Annotated in this window: 22 protein-coding genes; 19 read left to right on the forward strand and 3 right to left on the reverse strand. The window is 64.3% G+C overall.

All coding sequences use genetic code 11. The features are described 5' to 3' along the window. The first annotated feature begins 16 nt into the window (after positions 1 to 16). From LU493_RS03415 to lpxL, 13 genes are all read left to right on the forward strand, one after another. On the forward strand, positions 17 to 814 hold the full coding sequence (locus LU493_RS03415) for a hypothetical protein (protein ID WP_275286385.1): 798 nt from the start codon (positions 17 to 19) through the stop codon (positions 812 to 814). A 150-nt stretch (positions 815 to 964) separates the two neighbouring features. Then, positions 965 to 2023 carry a transporter gene (locus tag LU493_RS03420; RefSeq protein WP_275286386.1) on the forward strand — a complete coding sequence of 353 codons (1059 nt, stop codon included), beginning with the start codon at positions 965 to 967 and terminating at the stop codon, positions 2021 to 2023. 181 nt (positions 2024 to 2204) lie between these two features. Then, positions 2205 to 2501 carry a cell division protein FtsB gene (gene ftsB, locus LU493_RS03425; protein WP_275286387.1) on the forward strand — a complete coding sequence of 99 codons (297 nt, stop codon included), beginning with the start codon at positions 2205 to 2207 and terminating at the stop codon, positions 2499 to 2501. Next, positions 2498 to 3229, forward strand: a complete 732-nt coding sequence (gene ispD, locus LU493_RS03430) for a 2-C-methyl-D-erythritol 4-phosphate cytidylyltransferase (RefSeq protein ID WP_275286388.1) — start codon at positions 2498 to 2500, stop codon at positions 3227 to 3229. Before ftsB ends, ispD begins: the two co-directional genes overlap by 4 nt. Before the next feature lie 7 nt (positions 3230 to 3236). Then, positions 3237 to 3719 (forward strand): 2-C-methyl-D-erythritol 2,4-cyclodiphosphate synthase, encoded by a 483-nt coding sequence (gene ispF, locus LU493_RS03435; protein ID WP_275286477.1) that lies wholly within the window; start codon positions 3237 to 3239, stop codon positions 3717 to 3719. After that, a complete protein-coding gene (truD, locus tag LU493_RS03440) occupies positions 3712 to 4839 on the forward strand; it encodes a tRNA pseudouridine(13) synthase TruD (protein ID WP_275286389.1) in 1128 nt (375 codons plus the stop codon). The genes ispF and truD overlap by 8 nt, the downstream gene beginning before the upstream one ends. After that, positions 4814 to 5560: a 5'/3'-nucleotidase SurE gene (gene surE / locus LU493_RS03445; RefSeq protein ID WP_275286391.1), complete on the forward strand. Its 747-nt coding sequence runs from the start codon at positions 4814 to 4816 to the stop codon at positions 5558 to 5560. Before truD ends, surE begins: the two co-directional genes overlap by 26 nt. Beyond that, positions 5547 to 6227, forward strand: coding sequence for a protein-L-isoaspartate(D-aspartate) O-methyltransferase (locus tag LU493_RS03450; protein WP_275286392.1), 681 nt, complete (start codon positions 5547 to 5549; stop codon positions 6225 to 6227). Before surE ends, LU493_RS03450 begins: the two co-directional genes overlap by 14 nt. After that, complete coding sequence (locus tag LU493_RS03455; protein WP_275286393.1) at positions 6224 to 7210, forward strand: DUF368 domain-containing protein; 987 nt, start codon at positions 6224 to 6226, stop codon at positions 7208 to 7210. The genes LU493_RS03450 and LU493_RS03455 overlap by 4 nt, the downstream gene beginning before the upstream one ends. Further along, positions 7203 to 8330: a peptidoglycan DD-metalloendopeptidase family protein gene (locus LU493_RS03460; RefSeq protein ID WP_275286394.1), complete on the forward strand. Its 1128-nt coding sequence runs from the start codon at positions 7203 to 7205 to the stop codon at positions 8328 to 8330. The genes LU493_RS03455 and LU493_RS03460 overlap by 8 nt, the downstream gene beginning before the upstream one ends. Positions 8331 to 8451: 121 nt before the next feature. Beyond that, a complete protein-coding gene (rpoS, locus tag LU493_RS03465; protein WP_275286395.1) occupies positions 8452 to 9441 on the forward strand; it encodes an RNA polymerase sigma factor RpoS in 990 nt (329 codons plus the stop codon). Positions 9442 to 9650: 209 nt separating this feature from the next. Next, complete coding sequence (gene alr / locus LU493_RS03470; RefSeq protein ID WP_275286396.1) at positions 9651 to 10751, forward strand: alanine racemase; 1101 nt, start codon at positions 9651 to 9653, stop codon at positions 10749 to 10751. A 19-nt stretch (positions 10752 to 10770) separates the two neighbouring features. Further along, complete coding sequence (lpxL, locus tag LU493_RS03475) at positions 10771 to 11685, forward strand: LpxL/LpxP family Kdo(2)-lipid IV(A) lauroyl/palmitoleoyl acyltransferase (protein ID WP_275286397.1); 915 nt, start codon at positions 10771 to 10773, stop codon at positions 11683 to 11685. Between the two features lie 167 nt (positions 11686 to 11852). On the opposite strand, the gene ettA is transcribed toward lpxL, so the two are convergent. Together ettA and LU493_RS03485 are read right to left on the reverse strand one after the other, a co-directional pair. Beyond that, positions 11853 to 13514: an energy-dependent translational throttle protein EttA gene (gene ettA / locus LU493_RS03480; protein WP_275286398.1), complete on the reverse strand. Its 1662-nt coding sequence runs from the start codon at positions 13512 to 13514 to the stop codon at positions 11853 to 11855. Between the two features lie 371 nt (positions 13515 to 13885). Then, complete coding sequence (locus LU493_RS03485) at positions 13886 to 14083, reverse strand: PA3496 family putative envelope integrity protein (RefSeq protein WP_275286399.1); 198 nt, start codon at positions 14081 to 14083, stop codon at positions 13886 to 13888. A gap of 247 nt (positions 14084 to 14330) precedes the next feature. On the opposite strand from LU493_RS03485, the gene LU493_RS03490 reads away from it, so the two are divergent. Continuing rightward, the gene (locus tag LU493_RS03490) at positions 14331 to 14600 is read left to right on the forward strand and encodes a SelT/SelW/SelH family protein (protein ID WP_275286400.1); all 270 of its coding nucleotides are present in this window, start codon (positions 14331 to 14333) and stop codon (positions 14598 to 14600) included. A gap of 214 nt (positions 14601 to 14814) precedes the next feature. After that, positions 14815 to 15711, forward strand: a complete 897-nt coding sequence (locus tag LU493_RS03495) for a DMT family transporter (protein WP_275286401.1) — start codon at positions 14815 to 14817, stop codon at positions 15709 to 15711. Between the two features lie 3 nt (positions 15712 to 15714). On the opposite strand, the gene LU493_RS03500 is transcribed toward LU493_RS03495, so the two are convergent. Beyond that, complete coding sequence (locus tag LU493_RS03500) at positions 15715 to 16401, reverse strand: arylesterase (RefSeq protein ID WP_275286402.1); 687 nt, start codon at positions 16399 to 16401, stop codon at positions 15715 to 15717. Here LU493_RS03500 and LU493_RS03505 point away from each other — a divergent pair. The 4 genes from LU493_RS03505 to glyA all read left to right on the forward strand — a co-directional run bounded on the left by LU493_RS03505 (position 16400) and on the right by glyA (position 22621). Beyond that, positions 16400 to 17119 (forward strand): ABC transporter ATP-binding protein, encoded by a 720-nt coding sequence (locus tag LU493_RS03505; RefSeq protein ID WP_275286403.1) that lies wholly within the window; start codon positions 16400 to 16402, stop codon positions 17117 to 17119. The two genes, LU493_RS03500 and LU493_RS03505, sit on opposite strands and share 2 nt — an antisense overlap. Continuing rightward, a complete protein-coding gene (locus tag LU493_RS03510; RefSeq protein WP_275286404.1) occupies positions 17116 to 19689 on the forward strand; it encodes an ABC transporter permease in 2574 nt (857 codons plus the stop codon). Before LU493_RS03505 ends, LU493_RS03510 begins: the two co-directional genes overlap by 4 nt. 101 nt (positions 19690 to 19790) lie before the next feature. After that, positions 19791 to 21212 carry a hypothetical protein gene (locus LU493_RS03515; protein ID WP_275286405.1) on the forward strand — a complete coding sequence of 474 codons (1422 nt, stop codon included), beginning with the start codon at positions 19791 to 19793 and terminating at the stop codon, positions 21210 to 21212. 143 nt (positions 21213 to 21355) lie between these two features. Then, positions 21356 to 22621, forward strand: a complete 1266-nt coding sequence (gene glyA / locus LU493_RS03520; protein WP_275286478.1) for a serine hydroxymethyltransferase — start codon at positions 21356 to 21358, stop codon at positions 22619 to 22621. Positions 22622 to 23072 lie beyond the last annotated feature (451 nt).

The following is a 23072-nucleotide window of genomic DNA, read 5'->3' on the forward strand; positions in this document are numbered from 1 at the left end:
TCAAGGGGATACGCTCATGATCGAAAAAAATCACGGGGTCGCAAGTACCTGGCGTGCTGTCGCTCTGGCTACGCCACTGCTGGTGGCCATGTGGCAGGGGGGGATTCCATCGGCGCTGGCAGCGACCTCGAGCTTCGAGTCGTTCTCCGAGGGGCGACAGCTTAGTGACCAGGAGCTGGGCACCATGCGGGGGCGTTTCGTGGATCGGGGGCGACTCATGTATTTCGGGGTACAGATGTCGAGTGAATGGCGAACGGCGGCGGGTGAGCATATCCGGGCCAAGGCGGGCGTCATGGGTGATCTCAGCGGCAGTACGCCTCGGGTGTCGTTCGAGCCCGTCATTTCGGTGGTCGACGGGGCGGGTCTGGCAGCCGCGATGGGCAATGGTGCCGTCGTGGTCGATGGCGGAACGCCCAATGCCAGAGGCGTCGTGCAATCGATCCAGGCCGGGGGCGATTTCAACACGGCAGCCAACGAGTTACAGATCGATATCCTGGATGCCACTGGCACCTCCGTGCCGACAGCCTCGACGAGTTCGTCTCGGGTCGAGCGGCACCTGACATCGGGGACTCGCGTCTCGGTCAGCTCGTCAGGCAACGACTTCAGTGTTGACATGAAGGTACCCGGCGTCGGCCATGTATCGCAGGCCATTCTGCCGGGACAGGGGCTGCATCAACGCATCCAGCTGTCCAGCAACCTGCAGCGAGTGCATAACCTGACACGGCTCCAGCTCTACATGAACAACCGGCCGACGATGGAATCGTCGATGGGCGTCAGAAGTGCCATGCGTATGGCGTCACAGCTGCGTCGTTGAAGACACCGTACAAGAGGTGGACGAGACAGTTTTCCAGGGACTACTAGGCTGATTCAGGAAGGCGTACTCCCGACATCCTGTATGTGGCGCCTGGTCAGTACGCCTGCGGTCATATACCGAGGGGGAAGGAGAATGATTGTGGAAAACAACATGTCAGCCAAGGGTGCAGGGGTGAGGTGGAGTCTTGTCGCCATCGGCATGGCAGGAATCTCGGCCACTCCGGCCGTGGCGCAACAGAGTGACGGAGAGATTGTACGTGAGGCAAGGCCGAGCCAGAGCGTCGAAAATGTGCTGCGCGAGGAGCATACCCTGTTCGACAATCGACTCTCCATCGAGCCGAGCATCAATTATTCCTATTCCGATCGTTCCAAGCTGGCCCTCAGGGGGTTTCTCGCCCTGGATGCGATCTTCCTGGGGGAGTTGAACCTGGACGGGGTGGAAACGCACATCACCACCCTGGACCTCAATATGCGGTACGGCTTTTCCGATCGTCTGGAGTTCGGGGTGACGGTACCTTTCGTGTACCGAAGCACGACCTATCAGTCCATTGGCGATGACCTTTCCACGGAGCGGGAAAGCGAAGTGAATGTCGATGAAGCGGCGCTGGGCGACGTTTCGGCAACCTTGTCCTATCGGTTGTTCCCGGAAACCCAGACACGCCCCGATGTCGTGATCAGTGCGGGGGTTCGCGCACCGACCGGCAAGGATCCCTATGGTATCGGCCTTCGTGAGGATGATAATACGAACTTGATGGTACCGACGGAGCTGCCTACCGGTAATGGCGTCTGGGCCGCGACGACCAGCATATCGCTGCTCAAGACGCTGGACCCGGCCATCATCTTCGGCAGCCTGGGATACACCTACAACTTTGAAGAATCTTTCGACGACATTTCGGCCTCTTCGGGTGATCAGCCCGGTGATGTCGACCTGGGCGACAGTATCCAGGCCGGTTTCGGGACGGCCTTCGCTCTCAACGAGAGGCTCAGCCTGGCGCTTTCCTACTCCCACGAACATATCCGCAAGTCAGAAATCACGTCCAACGGCAGTACCCGCCAGGTCATCGACAGCGACGCCAATGTCGGCGTCTTCAATATCGGTGGCACCTATGCCTTGAATGATTCAACGTCCATCGTGACCAACCTGGGCATCGGTCTGACCGATGATGCATCCGACATCAGCCTGACCTTCCGCATGCCTATCCAGCTCTGAGGGGCAGGAGGTGATGGCCGAGACCCGAGGGGTCGAGGAGCGATACCAGTACGGCGACCGGGCCTTGTCCCGGTCGCCGTTCCTGTTTCGGGCATACCGGGCCCGGGGGCGCTTCGTGGGTGAGGCCGGCGGGGGAAGATGGCATAATGCCGCCATCGCAATCTGGTGACGGAATTCTCGCATGCTCAAGTGGTTGGCCGTCGTGCTCGTGGCTCTGCTGGTGCTGTTGCAGTATCGCCTGTGGCTGGGCGAGGGCAGTGTGCACGAGCTCGCCGAGGTGGGGCAGCGCGTGGAGCGCCTGGAGGCTGAAAATACCCCCTTGCGGGCGCGTAACGAGCGCCTGGCCGCCGAAGTGGTGGACCTCAAGACGGGCCTGGACGCCATCGAGGAGCGAGCGCGCAGCGAAGTGGGCATGGTGCGCAGCGACGAGCAGTTCTTCTGGGTGCCCGATGCGGGAGATGGGGAGGCGGCTCAGTGACGCCGACTCCCTGGTTGATAGTGCCCGCCGCGGGATGCGGTCGCCGCATGGGCGCCGATCGACCCAAGCAGTATCTGACGCTGGGAGGACGAACCGTCCTCGCGCATACGTTGTCGCGCCTCCATGCCGCCTTTCCCGAGGCGCGCCTGTGTCTCTGCCTGGATGCCGAGGACAGCCACTTCGATCCCGCCTGGGTGCCGTTCAGCGATTGGCGCCGGGTTACCGGCGGCGTGGAGCGTGTCGATTCGGTGATCAACGCCCTGAAAGCCATCGTGGCCGAGGGCGCCGACGAGCAGGCACTCGTCCTGGTGCATGACGTGGCGCGCCCTTGCGTGGATGTCGGTGACCTGGCACGCCTGTTCGCCGTGGTGAACGACGACCCCGTCGGCGGCCTGCTGGCCGCGCCGGTGGCCGATACCATGAAGCGTGACGATGGCACCGGCCGGGTGGCGCGCACCGAGAAGCGCGCGGGCATGTGGCATGCCCTGACGCCCCAGGGATTTCGCCTGGGCGTACTGCGCCGTGCCCTGGCACGAGCGCATGCCGACGGCGTGACCGTGACCGACGAGGCCTCGGCGGTGGAGGCCCTGGGGCTGTCACCACGGCTGGTCACCGGGCGTCGCGACAATCTCAAGATTACCCATCCCGAAGACCTGGCCCTGGCCGGGCAGATCCTGGCCGCCCAGGTATCGGGGGCTGCCCCAATCGGCCATGAGGAGTGCCGCTGACATCATGATGCGAATCGGCCACGGTTTCGACGTACACCGCTTCGGCGAAGGCGACCACCTGAAGATCGGAGGCGTCGCCATCCCTCACACCCATGGCTTCGTTGCCCATTCCGATGGCGACGTCCTGCTGCATGCGATCTGTGATGCCCTGCTGGGTGCTTGTGCCCTGGGCGATATCGGTCGCCATTTTCCCGACGATGATCCGACCTGGGCCGGTGCCGATAGCCGCATGCTGCTACGCCATGTCGTGGCGTTGGTCGCTGAACATGGCTGGCACCTGGGCAACCTGGACGCCACCGTGATGGCCCAGGCACCGCGCATGGCGCCGCATACCGATGCCATGGTCGCTCATGTCGCCGAGGATCTGGGGGTCGAGCGCGACGCCGTCAACATCAAGGCGACCACGACCGAACGTCTCGGCTTTACCGGTCGAGGGGAAGGCGTGGCCGCCGAAGCGGTGGTCCTGCTGATGGAGCGTGCGAATGACTGAGTCGCGTCCCGTCTGGCCACCGCATTGGCCGCGGGCTCTCGATGCCCGTTTCGGTCCGCCCCGCCCCGGCGCTTACCGGGCTTGCCCCGAGGACTTCCTGGTGGAGGAGGTTCTGGGATTCTCGCCGGAAGGACAGGGTGAGCATCTCTGGCTATGGGTCGAGAAACGCGACATGACCAGCGCCATGGTGGCACGAGAGCTGGCAAGAGCCTGCGAGGTGCCATCCCGGTCGGTCGGCTATGCCGGCCTGAAGGATCGTGTCGCCGTGACCCGGCAGTGGTTCTCGGTGCATCTTCCCGGTCGAGAAGCTCCGGATGACCTCCCGGCCCGCCTGGCAGAACGCACTCTCGCACTGCTGGACACTCATCGACATCCGCGCAAGTTGAAGCGCGGTGCGCATCGTGGCAACCGCTTTCGGCTGCGGCTGACCGGTGAGGTCACGACCGCCCCCGGGCTGGATGAGCGTTGGGCGTGGCTGTGCCGACATGGCGTGCCCAACTACTTCGGCCCGCAACGGTTCGGCCCCGAGGGGCGCAACCTGCATCGGGCGGTATCGTTGCTGGCACGGGGCTGGCGAAAACGTGACGATCCCCAGGGGATGCTGTTGTCGGCGGCACGCAGTTATCTATTCAACGTCCAGTTGGCCGCGCGCGTCGATCAAGGCACCTGGGGCTCGCCGCTCGAAGGCGAGGTCGTGATACTGGATGGCTCGAGCAGCCAGTTCGTCATCGAACGGCTCGACGAGGCGCTCCGTGACCGGGCGGCGCGTCTGGATATCCATCCCAGTGGCGTATTGTGGGGGCGTGGCGACTCCGTCGCCCGGGACGCGGCCCTGGCATCCGAGCGCGATTCACTGGCGGCGCACCAGGCGCTTTGCGAGGGGCTGGAGCGCGCCGCTGCTCGCCTGTCGCGGCGCCCCCTGCGCCTGCGGCTGACGTCTCCGGGCCTCGAGCGTGACGCCGAAGGGGCGATCTGGCTGTCGTTCGAGTTGCCGCCCGGCGCCTATGCCACCTCGGTACTGCGCGAACTGATCGATCACCCGACCCTGAATTTCCGGCCGTCCCCTTCCGGGGACAACGAAGGAGGAGCTCCGGATGCGCCGACTGCTGCTGTCCAATGATGATGGTGTCCATGCCCCCGGCCTGCGGGCGTTGCATGATGCGTTGATGCCGCATGCCCGCCTGCGCGTGGTAGCGCCCGACCGCGACAAGAGCGGTGCCAGCAATTCGCTGACCCTGACGCGGCCGCTGGCGCTGTCCGCCCTGGAAAATGGCTTCTACAGCGTCGACGGCACGCCGGCGGATTGCGTCTACCTGGGGGTCAACGGCGTCTGGGAGGAGCGACCCGACCTGGTGATCTCCGGCATCAACCACGGCGGCAACCTGGGTGACGATGTGCTCTATTCCGGGACTGTCGCGGCAGCTATGGAGGGGCGCAACCTGGGGATGACCGCCATCGCCATGTCGCTGGTGGGGCGACACCATTTCGAGACGGCTGGTCGTGTGGCGGCAAGCCTGGTGGGGGCTGCCGACCAGCTGTCATTGCCGCCGCGCAGCCTGCTGAACGTCAATGTTCCCGACCTGGCCTGGGAAGAACTGCGCGGCTTCCGGGTGACCCGGATGGGATATCGGGGACCGGCGGCACGCCCGCTCGAAGTACGGGATCCGCGCGGCCACAAGCGCTACTGGATTGCGCCGGTAGGCGAGAATGCCGATGATGGCCCGGATACCGATTTCGCCGCCGTGGAAGCCGGCTTCGTGTCCATCACGCCGCTGCAGACCGACCTGACTCGGCATGCGGCGCGCGACGACGTGCAGGATTGGCTGAATGCACTCACCTGATCTTCGCCCCGGTCTGCTGCAAGGGATCGGGATGACATCCCAGCGAACCCGAGATCGCATGGTGGAGCGCCTGGCATACCAGGGCATTCGCGATCGGCGCGTGCTGGATGTGATGATGCGGGCACCGCGACACCTTTTTCTCGACGAGGCACTGTCGCATCGTGCCTACGAGGATACGTCCCTGCCCATCGGCCACGGCCAGACCCTGTCGCGTCCGTGGATCGTGGCACGCATGAGCGAGCTGGTCATCCAGGCCGAGCCGACCAGGGTGCTGGAAGTCGGCACCGGCTCCGGTTATCAGACCCTGGTGCTGGCCAGGCTGGTCGCGGAACTCTGGTCGGTGGAGAGAATCAATGCATTGCACCGGCGTGCCGGCGATCGGTTGCGATTGCTCGGGACGGACAATGTCCAGTTGCGACTGGCCGATGGGGGGCACGGTTGGCCCGAGGCGGCCCCCTTCGAGGTTATCCTGCTCACCGCCTGTGCCAGCGAGATGCCCATGCCACTGCTGGCCCAGTTGACCGATGGAGGGGTCATGATCGCGCCGGTGGCGGACAAGGAAGGCCGTCAGTGGCTCGTGCGGGTGCGTCGCAACGGCGACCAGTTCGAGCGAGAGCGGTTGGAGCCGGTGCGTTTCGTGCCGTTGCTGGAAGGAGTCATTCGTTGAAGCGACATCTTGGCCTCTTGCTCAAGGGTGCCGGCATGGGGGCCGCCGATGCGGTGCCCGGCGTCTCGGGCGGCACCATCGCCTTTATCACCGGCATCTATGAAGAATTGATTCATACCATCGAGCGTTTCGGTCCGGGGGCCTTCGTCGTATGGCGTCGCCAGGGACTGGCCGGACTGTTCGAGTATCTCAACCTGCGTTTCCTGGTCCCCCTGCTGGCCGGTATCGTGATCAGCCTGGTCAGTGTCGCCCACCTGGTCGTGTGGTTGATGGACGCGCAGCCACGGCTGCTCGATGGCTTCTTCTTCGGCCTGGTGTCCGCCTCGGCTCTGGTCGTCTGGCGCCACCCGGCGGCATGGCGGTGGTGGTATCTGTTGCCGCTGGTCGTCGGGCTGTTGCTGGCACAGTGGCTGCCCGCCCTGATGCCCTGGGTCGCACAGCTGGGCAGTACCAACCTGGTGCTGTCGGTGGCCGGAGCCATCGCCATCAGCGCCTTGTTGCTGCCGGGCGTTTCCGGCAGTTTCCTGCTGCTGACAATGGGACTCTATGGCACCGTGATGGAAGGCGTGCGTAGCTTCGACATGGGGCTGATCACCGTGTTCGGTGGCGGTTGCCTGATAGGCCTGTTCGTCTTCTCGCGTCTGTTGTCCTGGTTGCTTCGGCGTTGCCACGGCGCCACGCTGCAGATGCTGGTTGGCTTCATCGTGGGATCATTGCCGACGCTCTGGCCCTGGCGTCAACTGGCGTCGTATCAGCTTGGGCCGGATGGGCAGATGATCCCGCTGGATTATCATTACCTGACCCCGGGAGACTTCGGTGTGGTCACCGGTGATCCCGTCCAGTTACCGGCCGTGCTGGCATTGATGCTGGTCGGTGCCGGTCTGGTGCTGTGCGTTGATCGCCTCAACCGCGGCAGCGATACACCACAGACCGATGGGCGTGATAGCGTAGACAAGGACAAGGAGGATGGTTCCAATGCATAAGGGGTTGCTGATCTCGGGGCTTGCGCTGGCACTGGCCGGTTGCGCCACATCCCAGAGCGAGACGCCGCCGGTACAGGTCGAGGATCTGTCGACCGGCCGGGCGGCGTCGACGCCTGCCGAGTATACCGTCAAGTCCGGTGACACCCTGTACGGGATCGCCTGGCGACACGACATGGATTATCGCGACCTGGCCGAGATGAATGATATCGGCCCGCCCTACAGCATCCAGCCTGGTCAGCGGCTGGCCCTGGGCGGCGAAGGTGGTTCGGCCCGCCAAGAGACGACGTCGACCGATGCCGAGGGCGGTGGTGCCGAAGGCGCTGTCGCCACTGGCGTGGCGGCTGCCGGTGCCGTGGCCAGCGGTAGCCAGGGGGGCGGAACGAGTGACGGCGACGATGACTCGCTGGATTGGTTGCTGCCCGAGGACCGTGCGTCCGGAAGCGGTTCGGCAGACGCGGATGGATCGAATGTCGAGGTGCCGGGACCGGTCTACGAGGACGGCGAGGAGCCGGCATCCGAGGAGGATGACGAGGCCTCGGAAGCGCGTGGGGCGGATGAGGAAAGCGACGCCTCCGACGACGAAGGTGACGACAACGGTGTCGATGAGGCCGCCGACGAGTCGACCACGGATGAGGCGTCCGATGCCGAGACACGGACGAGCGATACGGCCGCCTCCGGGGGAGCCGATGCAGGCAGCGCTGCACAGGACGCGCAGAGTGAAGAGGAGCGTCGTTACACACCGGTGGACGAGGTGCCCTGGCAGTGGCCGACCGATGGCAGTGTCGTGGGACGCTACGGCGAAGGCGACAGCATCACCGCCGGCATTGATATCGATGGTCAAAAGGGGCAACCTGTCAAGGCGGCCGGGCCAGGCATCGTGGTGTATGCGGGTAGCGGGGTGCGCGGCTACGGCAAGCTGATCCTGCTCAAGCACAATGACCAGTACCTGAGCGCCTATGCCCATAACGACACCCTGAGCGTGAAGGAGAACGATGTGGTCCGGGCTGGCGAAGTGATCGCCACCATGGGCGACAGCGATGCCCAGGATGTCAGGCTGCACTTCGAGGTTCGCAAGGATGGCCAGCCTCAGGATCCCCTGGAGTATCTGCCCGCACGTTGAATGGCGTGTCCAGCGAGCCTCTCTCGTATCACCACCGGAGCGTCATACAATAATAATCTCGGGCATTGATCGTGATCAGCATGACGAACGATGTCCAGCCGCAACCATGGGGTAGCAATCGATGAGCATGCTTGAACGGGACCTTCAGGATGTGAATCTGGAATCGGCCGCCGAGGCGGATGACGATGCCGTCGAGACCGTAGAGATCGAAGCCGGCGCGGCCGATGACAGTGACGAGGCCTTCGAGAAGGCCCTCAGCCGTGAGGATCGTCACCATCACAGTCTGGATGCCACGCAGATCTACCTCAACGAGATCGGCTTCTCGCCGCTGTTGACGCCCGAGGAGGAGGTCCACTACGGGCGCCTCGCTCGCCAGGGTGATCCGCAGGGACGCTCGCGAATGATCGAGTCGAACCTGCGTCTGGTGGTCAAGATCGCGCGACGTTATCTCAATCGGGGCCTGACCCTGCTCGACCTGATCGAGGAGGGCAATCTGGGGCTGATCCGCGCCGTCGAGAAGTTCGATCCCGAGCGTGGTTTCCGTTTTTCCACCTACGCCACCTGGTGGATCCGCCAGACGATCGAACGGGCCTTGATGAACCAGACCCGTACCATTCGTCTGCCCATCCATGTGGTGAAGGAACTCAACATCTACCTGCGGGCAGCTCGGGAGCTGACCCAGAAGCTCGATCACGAAGCGACCGCCGAGGAAATTGCCGACCACCTCGACAAGCCGGTGGAGAGCGTCAAGAAGATGATGGGGCTCAACGAGCGGGTCTCGTCGGTGGACTATCCCGTGGGCAGTGAAAGCGACAAGCCGCTGATCGAGACGCTCACCGACGACAATGATCTGGGGCCCGAATCCACCCTGGTGGATGGCGACGTCAAGCAGCATGTCGATGACTGGCTGGCCGAGCTGACCGACAAGCAACGCGAAGTGGTGGTGCGACGCTTCGGGCTGCGGGGGCATGAGGCCTCTACCCTCGAACAGGTAGGCGAGGAGATCGGGCTGACCCGGGAACGGGTCCGCCAGATTCAGGTCGAGGCCCTGAAAAAGTTGCGTCGCATGCTCGACAAGCAGGGGCTGGATCTGGACGCCATCTTCGAGTAAGCGAACCTTTCGGCACACGCGAAAGCCAGGACATTGTCCTGGCTTTCTTGCTTTATAAGATGAAAAATAGTCGAAAAATGATGTCTTTATAGTCTATCGAACTGCATTTTCTCGATAATTTGGCGTCTTGTTCGGGCGGAAGCGTGGCATTCTGGTGCCTGATCAGCGTCCAGACGTTCGCCCTGTATCCCGACCCATTGGAGTGACAGATGGCCCGACCCCTGCGTGCCGACATCGACCTCGATGCCCTGTGCCATAACTATCGCCTCGCCCGAGATCTGGCGCCGGACAGCCAGTCGCTGGCGGTCTTGAAGGCCGATGCCTATGGCCACGGCCTGGTGCCGTGCGCTTGCGCGCTGGAAGGGGTGGCGCCCGCCTTCGCCGTGGCGTGCCTCGAGGAAGCGGAAACCCTGCGCGATGCTGGCATCACGGTGCCGATCGTTCTGCTGGAGGGCATCTTTTCTGTCGACGAACTGGCGAAAGTGGAAGCGCTGGGGTTAGGGACGGTGGTGCATAGCGATTGGCAGGTCGAGGCATTGCTGGCCCACCGGCCGGCGACACCGATCCCTACCTGGATCAAGGTCGATTCCGGCATGCACCGCCTGGGGTTCTCCCTCGAACGGGCGGCGTCAGTCTGGGCGCGCCTGAGTGCCGCCCCGACGCAGGTCAGCGATCTGCATCTGATGAGTCACTTCGCCACCGCCGATCATGTCGACTCGGCCTACTTTCAGCACCAGATGCGTGCCATGCGCGTTCTTGCCGAGACACTGGAGGCGCCTGTCTGCCTGGCCAACTCGCCAGCGACCCTGGCCCGACCGGAGAGCCATGGTGCCTGGAACCGTCCTGGCGTCATGCTCTATGGCAGCGATCCTCTCGAAGCCTCCAACGCGACGAGCCGTCGCTTGTTGCCGGTGATGACACTGCGTTCGGCACTCATCGCCGTGCGTGATCTCGACGAAGGGGAGCCCGTCGGCTATGGCGGGCGCTGGCGGGCGCCGCGCCCATCACGTATCGGCGTGGTGGCCTGCGGCTATGGTGACGGCTATGACCGCCATGCCATCGATGGCACGCCGGTCCTGGTCGCGGGCCGCCGCACGACGCTTGTCGGCAAGGTCTCCATGGACATGCTCACGGTGGATCTCACCGAGCTGCCGGAGGCGGATATCGGCAGTGAGGTCGTGCTCTGGGGACGCGCCGCCGGCGGCGAGATACTGTCGGTGGATGAGGTGGCCCGCCACTGCGATACCATCAGTTACACCTTGCTGACCGGGGTGCTGCCGAGGGTGCCCAGACGGTATCATGGCGGCTGAATCCGAGCGTGAGAGCCCCATGTCCGAGCAAGCATCCTCGACCCGCTTCCTTCATCCGCGCTACTGGCCGACCTGGGCGGCCATCGGTGCCATGTATGTCGGCGCCTGCTTACCCTGGCGACTCAAGCTGTGGGTCGGTAAGGGTATCGGGCTCGCCGCCTGGCGTTTTGCCAAGCGACGGCGCCATATCACCGAGACCAATATCCGGCTGTGCTTTCCCGAGCTCGACGACGCACGGCAACGTCGTCTGGTCAGAGAGGCTTTCATCGCCAATGGTATCGGTATCCTGGAGACGGCCACCGGCTGGTGCCGGGATCCCGAGCGCCTTCGTCATCGCGTCGTCTTCGAAGGTCAGGAACACATGGCCCGGGTGCAGGCCGAGGGCAAGGGCGCGCTGATCATCGGCATTCATTTCTCGACCCTGGATCTCGGCGGCGCCCTGCATTCCCTGTTCTTTCCCGCCGACGCGGTCTATCGCCCCCACGACAACGCCTTGTTCGAGTGCTTCATGACCCGCGCTCGCTCCCGGGTCTTTGGCCGTGCCATCGATCGCCACGACCTGCGCGGTGTCGTACGTCGGCTCAAGGCCGGCCACAATGTCTGGTATTCGCCGGACCAGGACTTCGGGCGCGATGTCAGCGTCTTTGCGCCCTTTTTTGGCGTCGAGGCCGCAACCATCAAGCTTACCGCCAAGATCGCCCGCATGACCGGGGCTCCAGTCTTGCCGTTGATCTTTCATCGCAATCCCGACGATTGCACCTACCGCCTGGAATACCTGCCGCCCCTGGAAGACTTTCCCTCCGGTGACGAAGTGGCCGACGCCACTCGTATCAACGCCATCATCGAAGCCGCCATCCGCCGTCATCCGGAGCAGTACCTGTGGCTGCACCGGCGTTTCAAGACACGACCCAAGGGCGAGCCCCGCCTGTATTGACGCGTCGCGTCAATACAGGCGGGGAGCCCGAAGCTGGAAGAGCGGCGCTTCGCGCCTGGAAGCTGAAAGCAAAACACCCCGAAGGTTGGATTGGGTGTCCAACTTTCGGGGTGCAGTTCATGTCGGTCGTGGGGTTTTCTTCAAGCTTCCAGCTTCAGGCTTTCAGCTTAGGCATCGATGCGCTTGTACTTCATCCGGTGCGGGGTATCGTCCCCCACGCGCTTCTTGTGGTCCGCCTCGTATTCCGTGTAGTTGCCTTCGAAGAACTCCACGTGGGAATCCCCCTCGAAGGCGAGGATGTGCGTGGCGATCCGGTCGAGGAACCAGCGATCGTGGGAGATCACCAGGGCGCAGCCGGGGAAGGCCAGCAGGGCTTCCTCGAGGGCGCGCAGGGTCTCGATATCCAGGTCGTTGGAAGGTTCGTCGAGCAGCAGCACGTTGGCGCCCTGCTTGAGGGTCTGGGCCAGCTGCAGGCGACCGCGCTCGCCGCCGGACAGGTCCGACAGGCGCTTCTGCTGGTCGTTGCCCTTGAAGTTGAATCGACCCACATAGGCGCGGGACGAGACCTCATAGCCATTGATGTTGAGGATGTCCTGGCCATCGGAGACCGCTTCCCACACCGTCTGTTTGTTGTCCAGGTCATCGCGCAACTGCTCGACGTAGGCGATGTCCACGGTCTCGCCCTTGACCACTTCGCCGGTGTCGGGTGTCTCCTTGCCCTCGATCAGCTTGAAAAGGGTCGACTTGCCCGCACCGTTGCCGCCGACCAGGCCGACGATGGCGCCGGGAGGCACGGTGAAGCTGAGGTCTTCATAGAGCAGCTTGTCATCGAAGCGCTTGGAAACCCCATGGAACTCGATGACCTTGTCGCCGAGCCTCGGGCCGGGCGGAATATAGATCTCGTTGGTCTCGTTGCGCTGCTGGAATTCGCCGGACTGCAGTTCATCGAAGCGGTTGAGACGCGCCTTGCTCTTGGCCTGGCGGCCCTTGGCGTTGGAGCGCACCCATTCGAGTTCCTGCTTGATGGCCTTCTGGCGCGAGGCTTCCTGCTTGGCCTCCTGCGCAAGGCGCTTTTCCTTGGCTTCGAGCCACTGGGAGTAGTTGCCCTCGAAGGGAATACCTTCGCCACGGTCCAGCTCGAGGATCCAGCCGGCCACGTTGTCGAGGAAGTAGCGGTCGTGGGTGATGGCCACCACGGTACCGCTGTAGTCGTGCAGGAAGCGCTCCAGCCAGGCCACCGACTCGGCGTCGAGGTGGTTGGTCGGTTCGTCCAGCAGCAGCATGTCGGGATTGGAGAGCAGCAGGCGGCATAGCGCCACGCGACGTCGCTCGCCACCGGAGAGATTGCCGACCCTGGCCTCCCAGGGCGGCAGGCGCAGGGCCTCGGCGGCCACTTCCAGCTTGCGTTCCAGGTTATGGGCGTCGGCGGCTTCGATGATGTTCTCGAGGCGCGCCTGCTCGGTGGCCAGGGCGTCGAAGTCGGCGTCAGGCTCGGCATAGGCGACGTAGACCGCGTCGAGCTTCTCCTGAGCTTCCTTGATGGCGCCGAGGGCTTCTTCCACGGTCTCGCGGACGTTCTTGTCGTCGTCGAGCTCGGGTTCCTGGGGCAGGTAGCCGACCTTCATGTTCGGCATCGGGCGTGCCTCGCCCTCGAACTCGGTGTCGACGCCGGCCATGATGCGCAGCAGGGTCGACTTGCCCGCGCCATTGAGGCCGAGCACGCCGATCTTGGCACCCGGGAAGAAGGACAAGGAAATGTCCTTGAGGATCTGTTTCTTGGGGGGCACGACCTTGCCCACCCGATTCATGGTGTAGACGTATTGCGCCATGGAATCTCACTAGGGTTGGAGGTTCGGGATTGGAGCACTGACTGGCCACGATGATAGTGGCCGGGCAGGGGAAAGGCTAGTGTCCTGTCAGGGCTATCGCAGTTAAGCGTTGTCGCTCGGGCTGATCCGTCGACAGGCCTGCGAGGGGGCGCTGTGAATCCTTCCCTGGAGGCTACCGATGCCATCCATGGCATCGGACCCCCTCTTCGGCCTGTCCCCGGAGCCCCTCGCCAGATCCAACTGCGATAGCCCTGAGAGTCCTGTATCAGAGGTTGACTGTAGAATTCTGGCGACCCAATGCGCTCGCCACCTCTTCAACGAACCTCCGAAACAGGACACTAGAGAATGGGTGGACAAACTATGTCTGCCCATCATTCCTCTTCATCCAGATCCCAGTCGTCCTCGATGACACGTCGCAGTCGTCGCTCCTCGAGCAGGTCCTCCAGGCGCCGCCGGGCGCGCAGCTGCTCGGCGCGGCTGGTCGGGCGTTCGGGCGTGGCGTCGGCATCGACGTCGGTGTCCTGATCGGGGTCGTCGAAGTGCTCGTCGTGAAGAGAATCGGGGCGCATGCGATCTCCTCCCATGGCCAGTCACTACGTTGCCGTACACGGCACCGGGCCTTGAGCCGGCGCTCGGCGAGGGCACCTGCCGGCTGTATAAGACGAGATGTCGATCAGTGCAACCCCGAATCGCCGCTGGCGACCGACTTTTACTGCCGTGCTATTCGAATCGTCGGGATTGACTGATCTCGCGCTGGGCCATCGTCCCTCCTTGGCGGTAACATGAAGCTTCAATTCCTGCGGCAGTCGAGGTTCCATGTCACGTATTCGCATTCACTACTGCACCCAGTGTCAGTGGTTGCTGCGCAGTGCCTGGTATGCACAGGAGCTGCTTTCCACCTTCGGTGAGGCGCTCGAGGAAGTGGCGCTGGCGCCGTCCCATGGTGGCCATTTCGAGATCTTCTTCGACGACGAGAGTCTCTGGGAGCGCAAGCGCGATGGGGGCTTTCCCGACAGCAAGATCCTGAAGCAGAAGGTGCGTGACCGGCTGGATCCGGAACGCGACCTGGGGCACGTCGATCGATAATGCGCCACGAGCCACGAGCCACGAGCCACGAGCCACGAGCCACGAGCCACGAGCCACGAGCCACGAGCCACGAGCCACGAGATACGAGCCACGAGATACGAGCCGCGAGATACGAGCCACCCCGCAGTCGTGCGGCTTGAGCGTTGGCCTATGGAAATGCTGAATAACATGCGCAGGCATTTATTCAGTGTTTCCCTATGAACAGGGAGAGACTATGACACCGGATCGTCGCGCCATCCTCTATGGACTCGGCGCCGTGGGGCTGTGGTCCACCGTGGCCACGGCCTTCAAGGTGGCGCTTGGCCATATGTCGCCCTTGACCCTGATGTGGATCGCCTCCCTGGTTTCCTGGGCGGTGATCGGTGTGCTGGTGTGGCGCCGGGGACAGGTTCGAGAGGCGCTTCACCATGGCTGGCGGACCGCCGCCTGGGCTGGCCTGATGAACCCGGTGGCCTACTATCTGGTGCTGTTCGCTGCCTATGACCGGCTGCCGGGCCAGGAGGCCATGGCGCTCAATTACACCTGGGCGTTGACCATGGCGTTTCTCGCCGTACCGATACTCGGTCAGCGGCTCACGCGAATGGACGTGCTGGCCGGCCTGATCGCGTATTTCGGGGTCTGGGTGATCGCCACCCGTGGCCACGTGCTCGACGTGGATTTCGCCGATCCGCTGGGGGTCGGCCTGGCGCTGGTCTCGACGCTGATCTGGGCGTTGTACTGGCTGCTCAACACCCGCGATCATCGTTCACCGCTGGTGGCGCAATGGCAGAACTTCAGCGTCGGCATGCCGGTGCTTACCCTGATCCTGCTGCTGGGCCCCGAGGTGGAGTGGGTCGGTGCCACCGGACTCGCCGCCGGCATCTATGTGGGACTGTTCGAGATGGGCATCGCCTTCGTGTTCTGGCAGCTGGCGATGCGCACGATCTCGCGTACCGCCAGGATCTCCAACCTGATCTTCCTGTCGCCGCCGGTATCGCTGTTGCTGCTGTTCTTCATCGTCGGCGAGCCGATCCTGCCCTCGACGTTGCTGGGGCTGGTATTGATCCTCGGAGGGCTCGGCCTGCAGCAACGGCAGAAGGCGCCAACCGAATCGGCCGACGCTCAGCCCTGAGGCCTACTCCTGTCGGCGAGCGAGTTCGACGCCCGAGGTTTCCAGCAGCGGCGCGAGTATCGGCCAGACGTTGTCGAGCACCCGGGGCTGGGCGGCGGCGGTGGGATGAATGCCGTCGTCCTGCACCAGGTCATCGTTCAAGGCCACCTCGTCGAGCAGGAAGGGGACCAGGGGCACCTCGTAGCGCTGCGCGAGGGTCGTGAAGACCTCGGTGAAGGCATCGCGGTAGGCCTGACCATAATTGGGCGGAATATCGATGCCGAGCAGTGCCACCCTGGCCCCGGACGCCTGGCTGGCCTCGATCATCGCCGCCAGGTTGGCGCGCATCTGGGTTGGCGGCAGGCCGCGCAGGCCGTCGTTGCCGCCCAGCTCGAGCAGAACGATGTCCGGGTCATGCTGTCCCAGCAGTTCGGGCAAGCGCGTCTTGCCGCCGGCGGTGGTCTCGCCGCTGATGCTGGCGTTGACGACCCGGGCCTTGCCCGTCAGGCGATCGGCCATCAAGCTGACCCAGCCATCCTGGCGTTCGATGCCATAGGCAGCGCTCAAGCTATCGCCCATCACCAGGATCAGCGGGCGAGACGCGGCCAGCGCCGGTCCCGCGACCAGGCACAGTACCAGGACCAGCCAGACGCGCTGCAGGAGCTTTCGGCAGGGCGTGTCGACTCGACCCACGGGGGAACGTTGCAGCATGTCCAACTCCTCGCACGAGAATGCCAATGCACCGATTCTACATGCCGAGGACCTGACCAAGCAGGTCGTCAGCGGCGAACGGCATCTGACCATTCTGAAGGAACTGAACCTGTCGGTGCTGCCTGGCGAGAGTCTGGCCATCCTCGGCCAGAGCGGGGCTGGCAAGTCGACCCTGCTGGGCCTGTTGGCCGGGCTGGATGCGCCCAGCACCGGCAGGCTGGCGATGTTTGGCCAGGCCCTGGGCGCGCTGGACGAGGACGGGCGAGCAAGATTGCGGGCCGGTCGGGTCGGTTTCGTGTTCCAGAACTTCCAGCTGTTACCGACCCTGACGGCGCTGGAGAACGTGCTCATGCCGCTGGAGTTGACGGCGGTGGCGGATGCCGAGGCGCGTGCCCGCAGCTGGCTGTCCCGGGTCGGCCTCGGAGAGCGGCTCGACCACCTGCCCAAGCAGCTCTCCGGCGGCGAACAGCAACGCGTCGCCCTGGCCCGGGCTTTCGTCACGGGTGCCGAGCTGGTATTCGCCGACGAACCGACCGGTAACCTCGACCCCACGACCGGCGAGCGCATCATCGATACCCTGTTCGAACTGAATCATGAGGCCGGGACCACCCTGGTGCTGGTGACCCATGACCACGCCCTGGCACGGCGGTGCGATCGCTGCCTGCGTCTGGCGGATGGCCAGCTCGTCGAGATGACCCGCGAAGAGGTCGGCGCATGAGCGAGCCGATGCGATTGCTGCGCCTCTCCTGGCGCGGCCTCAAGCGCGACTTGCGGGCCGGCGATGTGCGGGCGCTGTTCGTGGCGCTGGCACTGGCGGTGGCCGCCTCGACGATGATCGGCTTCTTCCTGGATCGTCTGGACCGTGGACTGACCCGGCAGGCGGGCCAGCTGCTGGGCGGCGATGTGGTCCTGGAACAGTCCCGCCCCTTCGAGACCGAACTGCGCGAAACGCTGGAATCGGCGGGGCTGACGCTGTCCGATCAGGTCGACATGGTGTCCATGGTCAGTCGCGGTGATGCCTTCCAGTCGGTCAGTCTCAAGGCGGTGGATGATGTCTATCCGCATTATGGGGTATCGCGTATTTCGCGGGGAGGCGATGTCGAGGAGGTCGCCGACGGACCGCCTCGTGGCGAGGTGTGGGTCGCGCCTCGACTGGCCATGCTGCTGGATGTCGAGACGGGCGACAGCCTGCGTGTGGGCGGTGGGGAGTTCCGGGTCGGTGCGGTGATCGAGCGCGAAGCCGATCCCTCGGCCGGTTTCGGTAGCTTCAATCCGCGCCTGATGATGCATGTCGATGACCTGCCGACCACGGGACTGGTACAGGAAGGTTCGCGCATCGAGTATGAGCTGCTGGCTGCGGGCTCGGCCCAGGCGGTGGAAGACGTCGCGCCGCTGCTTGCACGCTTGCGCACCGAGGGTGTCGAGGTCCAGGACGTCCGTGAGGATCGCCCTCGACTGGGCAGTGCCCTGGCGCGTGCCGATCGTTACCTGAGTCTGGCGGGGTTGGCGGCTGTGCTGTTGGCCGGTGTGGCCGTGGCCATGGCCACGCGGCGTTACGTCGAGCGGCACCTGGACACGGCGGCCCTGCTCCGCTGCTTCGGCGCGAGCCAGCGCGAGCTGGTCTGGATCTTCGCCTTGCAACTCTTGTGGTTGGCGCTGACGGCCTCGCTGGTCGGCGCCGTTCTGGGACTGGCCGGACAGGCGGCGCTATTGGCCCTGCTGGGGGCGGTCATGCCGATCGAGCTGCCGCCGCCGGGTATCTTGCCGCTGGGCATGGGGATCTTCACGGCCCTGGCGGTGCTGGCGGGCTTCGCCGGGCCGACCCTGCTTCGGCTGCGTCGCGTCAGTGCCCTGAAGGTGTTGCGCCGGGAGCTCGATCCGCTCCCGGCCTCGGCCTGGTGGGTGGTGGTCGTCGCCGCTGGCGTGTTCGGCGGTCTGCTGTGGCTGTATTCCGGCGATATCGTACTGGCCCTGGGACTGTTGTTCGGTGGCCTGCTGGCCTTGCTGGCGCTCTGGGGGGTGGGGAACGCCTTGCTCGCTCTGCTGGCCAGGCTCTGTGCTCGCCTGCCACGCGAAGCGAAGACTCACGACAGCCTGTGGCGGGCCCTGAGGCTAGGGGGACAACAGTTGTCCCGGCGTCGTGCCGCCAGTCTCGGCCAACTGCTGGCCTTTGCGACGGCGCTTTTCGCCATGGGCATGATTGCCCTGGTGCGTGGCGATTTGCTCGATACCTGGCGTGCCCAGTTGCCCGAGGACACCCCGAACCATTTCGCCATCAACATTCAACCCGCCGAGCGCGATGCTTTCGAGGCGGCGCTGACCGGAGCCGCCGAGGCGCGTAGCGCGTTGTACCCCATGGTGCGCGGGCGCATCACTGCCATCGAGGGACAGCCGCCGCGGGAGATGGTCCCGGAGGAATCGCGTGGCGACAATGCCTTGCGTCGCGAGCTCAACCTGACCTGGAGTGCCGAACTGCCGACCGGTAACCGACTGGTGGCCGGCGAGTGGTTCGAGCCATCGGCGTCCACGGCAGAAGAAGGCTGGATGGGCGCCGTCGCTGCCGACCCGGTCGCACCGATATCGATGGAGCGCGAACTCGCCGAGCGTCTCGGGCTCGCGCTTGGCGATACCCTGACCTTCACGGTCGGCAGCGAGACGCTGCAGGGGCGAGTCGCCAGCCTGAGGGACCTGGACTGGGACAGCTTCCGGCCCAACTTCTACGTCATCTTCCCGCCCGGGGTGCTGGAGCAGTTCGGCCACAGCTACATTACCGCCTTCCATCTCGACGACGGCCAGCAGGATCTGGTGCGAGGACTGATTCGAGACTTCCCGGCCGTGACGCTGCTCGATGTCGAGTCGATCCTTTCGCGGGTTCGCGAGGTGCTGGATCAGGTGACCCGGGCTGTGGAGCTGGTGCTGGTCTTCGTGCTGCTGGCCGGTGTCAGTGTTCTTTATGCTGCCCTGGTAGCGAGCATGCCCGTGCGGGCTCACGAAGCAGGCCTGCTGCGAGTGTTCGGTGCCGGAGACCGGTTGCTGTCGCGCATCCAGGGAGCCGAGTTCGCCCTGCTGGGACTGGCCAGCGGTCTGCTGGCTGCTTCGCTGGCCGAACTGGCCGCCGCCGGCATCTATACGACCTGGCTGGACCTGTCGCCCCGCTGGCATCCTGCCTTGTGGGTCGGATTGCCCCTGGGCGGCATCCTGCTGGTCGGGGGAATCGGCCAGTTGCTGTCGCGTGGACTTCGGCGTCGGGCGCCGGCGGCGAGCCTCGGCCTGCTCGGGGAGACCTGAGCCCGGCAGCGCCGGGAGCCTCGCGTCGTGAGCCATGACAAAAAACTGGACTAGACTGGCAGGACGCACCCTACCCAGATTACATAGGAGGTAATCCCATCATGCACCTTGTTCGTGTCGCCCTGTCCCGCCTGGCGCTGTCTGCAGCGCTCTCCGTCTCGCTCGCCGGGCCCGCCCTGGCAGATACCGAGCGGCTGGAGGCGGACCTGCGGGCGCTGTTCGCCGACCAACCTGGAGAGCTGACCATCGGAGATATCTCCGAGAGCATGATGGGCGGCGAGACCCGGGCGGAAGACCTGGAATACATCAGCGAGCGAGGCGAGCGGGTGCAGGTCGATCACTATACCATCGAGGGCGATTACAACGACCCTGATCGAGTGGTCCTGGAAGGGCTGAACGTCACCGAGGAAGCGGACGGTCAGGAGGGCACGATCACTGCACGTCGCCTGGTGGTCATCGAACCTTCCCGGTCGGTGCTGTCGGCCCGGGGGCTGCTGGCCGATGGCCTCGAAGCCGCTGAATTGACCGTCGAAGGCCTGACGGTCGAGAGTCGCGGGCGCACCGTGCTCGACGCGACAGGGGAGGCACCGCACAGCGTGACGAACCCCCGCATGACGGTCGAGCGGCTGCATGTCCTGGATATCGCCCCGGAGACCATCGGGCGCCTGGAAGCGACCGATATCACCGGCAGCGGCGAGGCCTTCGGCGAGATCGGCGATGGCGACTTCACGCTGGGCAGCTTGAACATCGAAGGCCTGCACGACCTGGATCATCACACCGCCACCCGGGCCGATCGCGTGGAGTTGAAAGCGCTGGATATCGAGGCCCAGCGCCTGGCGGCGACCCTCGAACGGCTGCTGCTCGACAGTGACATGGCGGATGGTAGCGGCGGTCTTTGGCTGGAGTCGCTCGATCTCGACCTGGCGCGGATGATCGAACTGGCGCCGGCCGAAGACCAGACCCGGCTGCGGATGATGAGCAATGTGCTCACCGGCGGCAGCGGCCGCCTGGCACTCGATGCCGCCTCCGACGGACAATGGGAATCGCTGGGCGACACCAGGACGATGCTGACTGGCGAAAGCCGGGTGACGGCCGATGATGCCTTCCGTTGGACCTTCGACAGCGAGACGCCGGCTCGTCTGCCGGAAGGCACCGATCCCGCGACCTACTTCGCCGAGGTGGATGGCCTCGATGACGTCACCCTGCTGGGCGGTGAGATCGAGACGACGCTGACCGATCTCGGCCTGTTCGGTCGACTGCCGGCGGTGATCGCGACCAGCCAGGGCGTGAGCGAGGATGCGTTCATGGCCCAGGCGCGCACTCAAGCCAAGGGACTCGGCAGCATGTTCGGCCCCGAGTTTGCCACCCTGTTCGGCGGGCTGGTCGACATGATGGAAGGCAAGGTCAGCGAACTGTCCGTGCATTTCACCCTGCCGGAAGACGGCGAGCACGAGCTGGACGCGCTGGCCGACGACCCGCTGGTGTTGCCGAGCAAGCTGTCGATGCAGGTGCGTACCCGCTGACCTCGATGAAGGAGCCTTCAGAATTTCTCAAGTCCACATGAGAAATGATGCGGTCAACCATGACGGCCTTTCATGTGAAAGCCGTCATGGGCTGGGGTATGATGAGCGCCTCCGATTTTTCCGTGATGCGAGGTCTTGCGCCGATGTTCAGCCGTGATATGCAGATTGCCGGTTTCGATGATGCCCTGTTCGATGCGATGCAGAAGGAGAGCGCGCGTCAGGAGGCCCACATCGAGCTGATCGCCTCCGAAAACTACGCCAGCCCCCGGGTGCTCGAAGCCCAGGGCAGCCAGCTGACCAACAAGTATGCGGAAGGCTATCCCGGCAAGCGTTACTATGGCGGCTGCGAATACGTCGATGTCGTCGAACAGCTGGCCATCGACTACGCCAAGGAGCTGTTCGGTGCCAGCTACGCCAATGTCCAGCCTCACTCCGGCTCCCAGGCCAACGGTGCCGTCTTCCAGGCACTGGTCAAGCCGGGTGACACGGTGCTGGGCATGAGCCTGGACGCCGGTGGTCACCTGACCCATGGCGCTCGCCCGAACTTCTCCGGCAAGCACTACAACGCCGTGCAGTATGGCATCGACGAAAGCGGCCGTATCGATTACGACGAAGTCGCCAGGCTGGCGCGCGAACACCAGCCGAAGATGATCATCGCCGGTTTCTCCGCCTACTCGCAGATCATCGACTGGGCCCGTTTCCGCGAGATCGCCGATGAGGTCGGTGCCTATCTGCTGGTCGACATGGCGCATATCGCCGGCCTGGTGGCCGCCGGCGTCTACCCGAGCCCGATGGCTCACGCTCATGTGGTGACCACTACCACCCACAAGACCCTGCGCGGACCGCGCGGCGGCCTGATCCTCTCCAGCGAGAACGACGCCGAGATCGAGAAGAAGCTGCAGTCGGCCGTGTTCCCTGGTGGTCAGGGCGGTCCCCTGGAGCATGTCATCGCCGCCAAGGCGATCTGCTTCAAGGAAGCCATGGATCCCGACTTCAAGGCCTATCAACAGCAAGTGGTGAAGAACGCCCAGGCGATGGCCGGCGTGTTCATCGAGCGGGGTTTCGACATCGTTTCCGGTGGCACTGAGGACCACCTCTTCCTGCTGTCGCTGGTCAAGCAGGGCCTGACCGGCAAGGACGCGGATGCCGCCCTGGGCCGCGCCCATATCACCGTCAACAAGAATGCTGTACCGAACGACCCGCAGAGCCCCTTCGTGACCTCCGGGCTGCGCATCGGCACGCCGGCGGTGACCACCCGCGGCTTCGGCGAGGCCGAGTGTCGGGAGCTGGCCGGCTGGATCAGCGATATCCTCGATGTCATGGTCAAGGGCGAAGACACCGCCGCCATCGAGGCCGAAGTGAAGACCAAGGTCGAGCAGGTATGTGCCAGGTTGCCCGTTTATCGGTGAATGCCTCGATCATCATGAGGTAAATGCTGGGCGGTATTCCTGGCGTCATCGGTGCCGTGTCTTGCATACGCACGGTCCCCATGCCGTCTGATCAAGTCAGGGCCCCTGTTTCGCAGGGGCCCTGACGTTTATGCAGGGTACCTCGATGCAGGTCCTGGGGTAGCAGCAGCCCATCGGTCGCATGCCGCTATTTCGGGAACTGGTTGAGAGGGCTTTTAAAACAATGGCTTATCAGGATTCATCGCAGCTCGGGAGCGGGAGACTCGTGAATATCAGGCATGATATCCTTCGAAGTCCATTGACAGGCTTCATGGTATGGCAGGTGAAAAGTGGGCAGGACGTGAGCTGAGTGTGCATTGAACTTCAACAAGAATCCAGGGGAAGCATGAGGGTGTCGCTCCGGGTAGACACTACTCATTACGGGCGTAAATCGCTATGCTTGCCCGCTTGA

This window comes from Halomonas elongata (genome assembly GCF_029081005.1).
Lineage (GTDB): Bacteria > Pseudomonadota > Gammaproteobacteria > Pseudomonadales > Halomonadaceae > Halomonas > Halomonas elongata_B.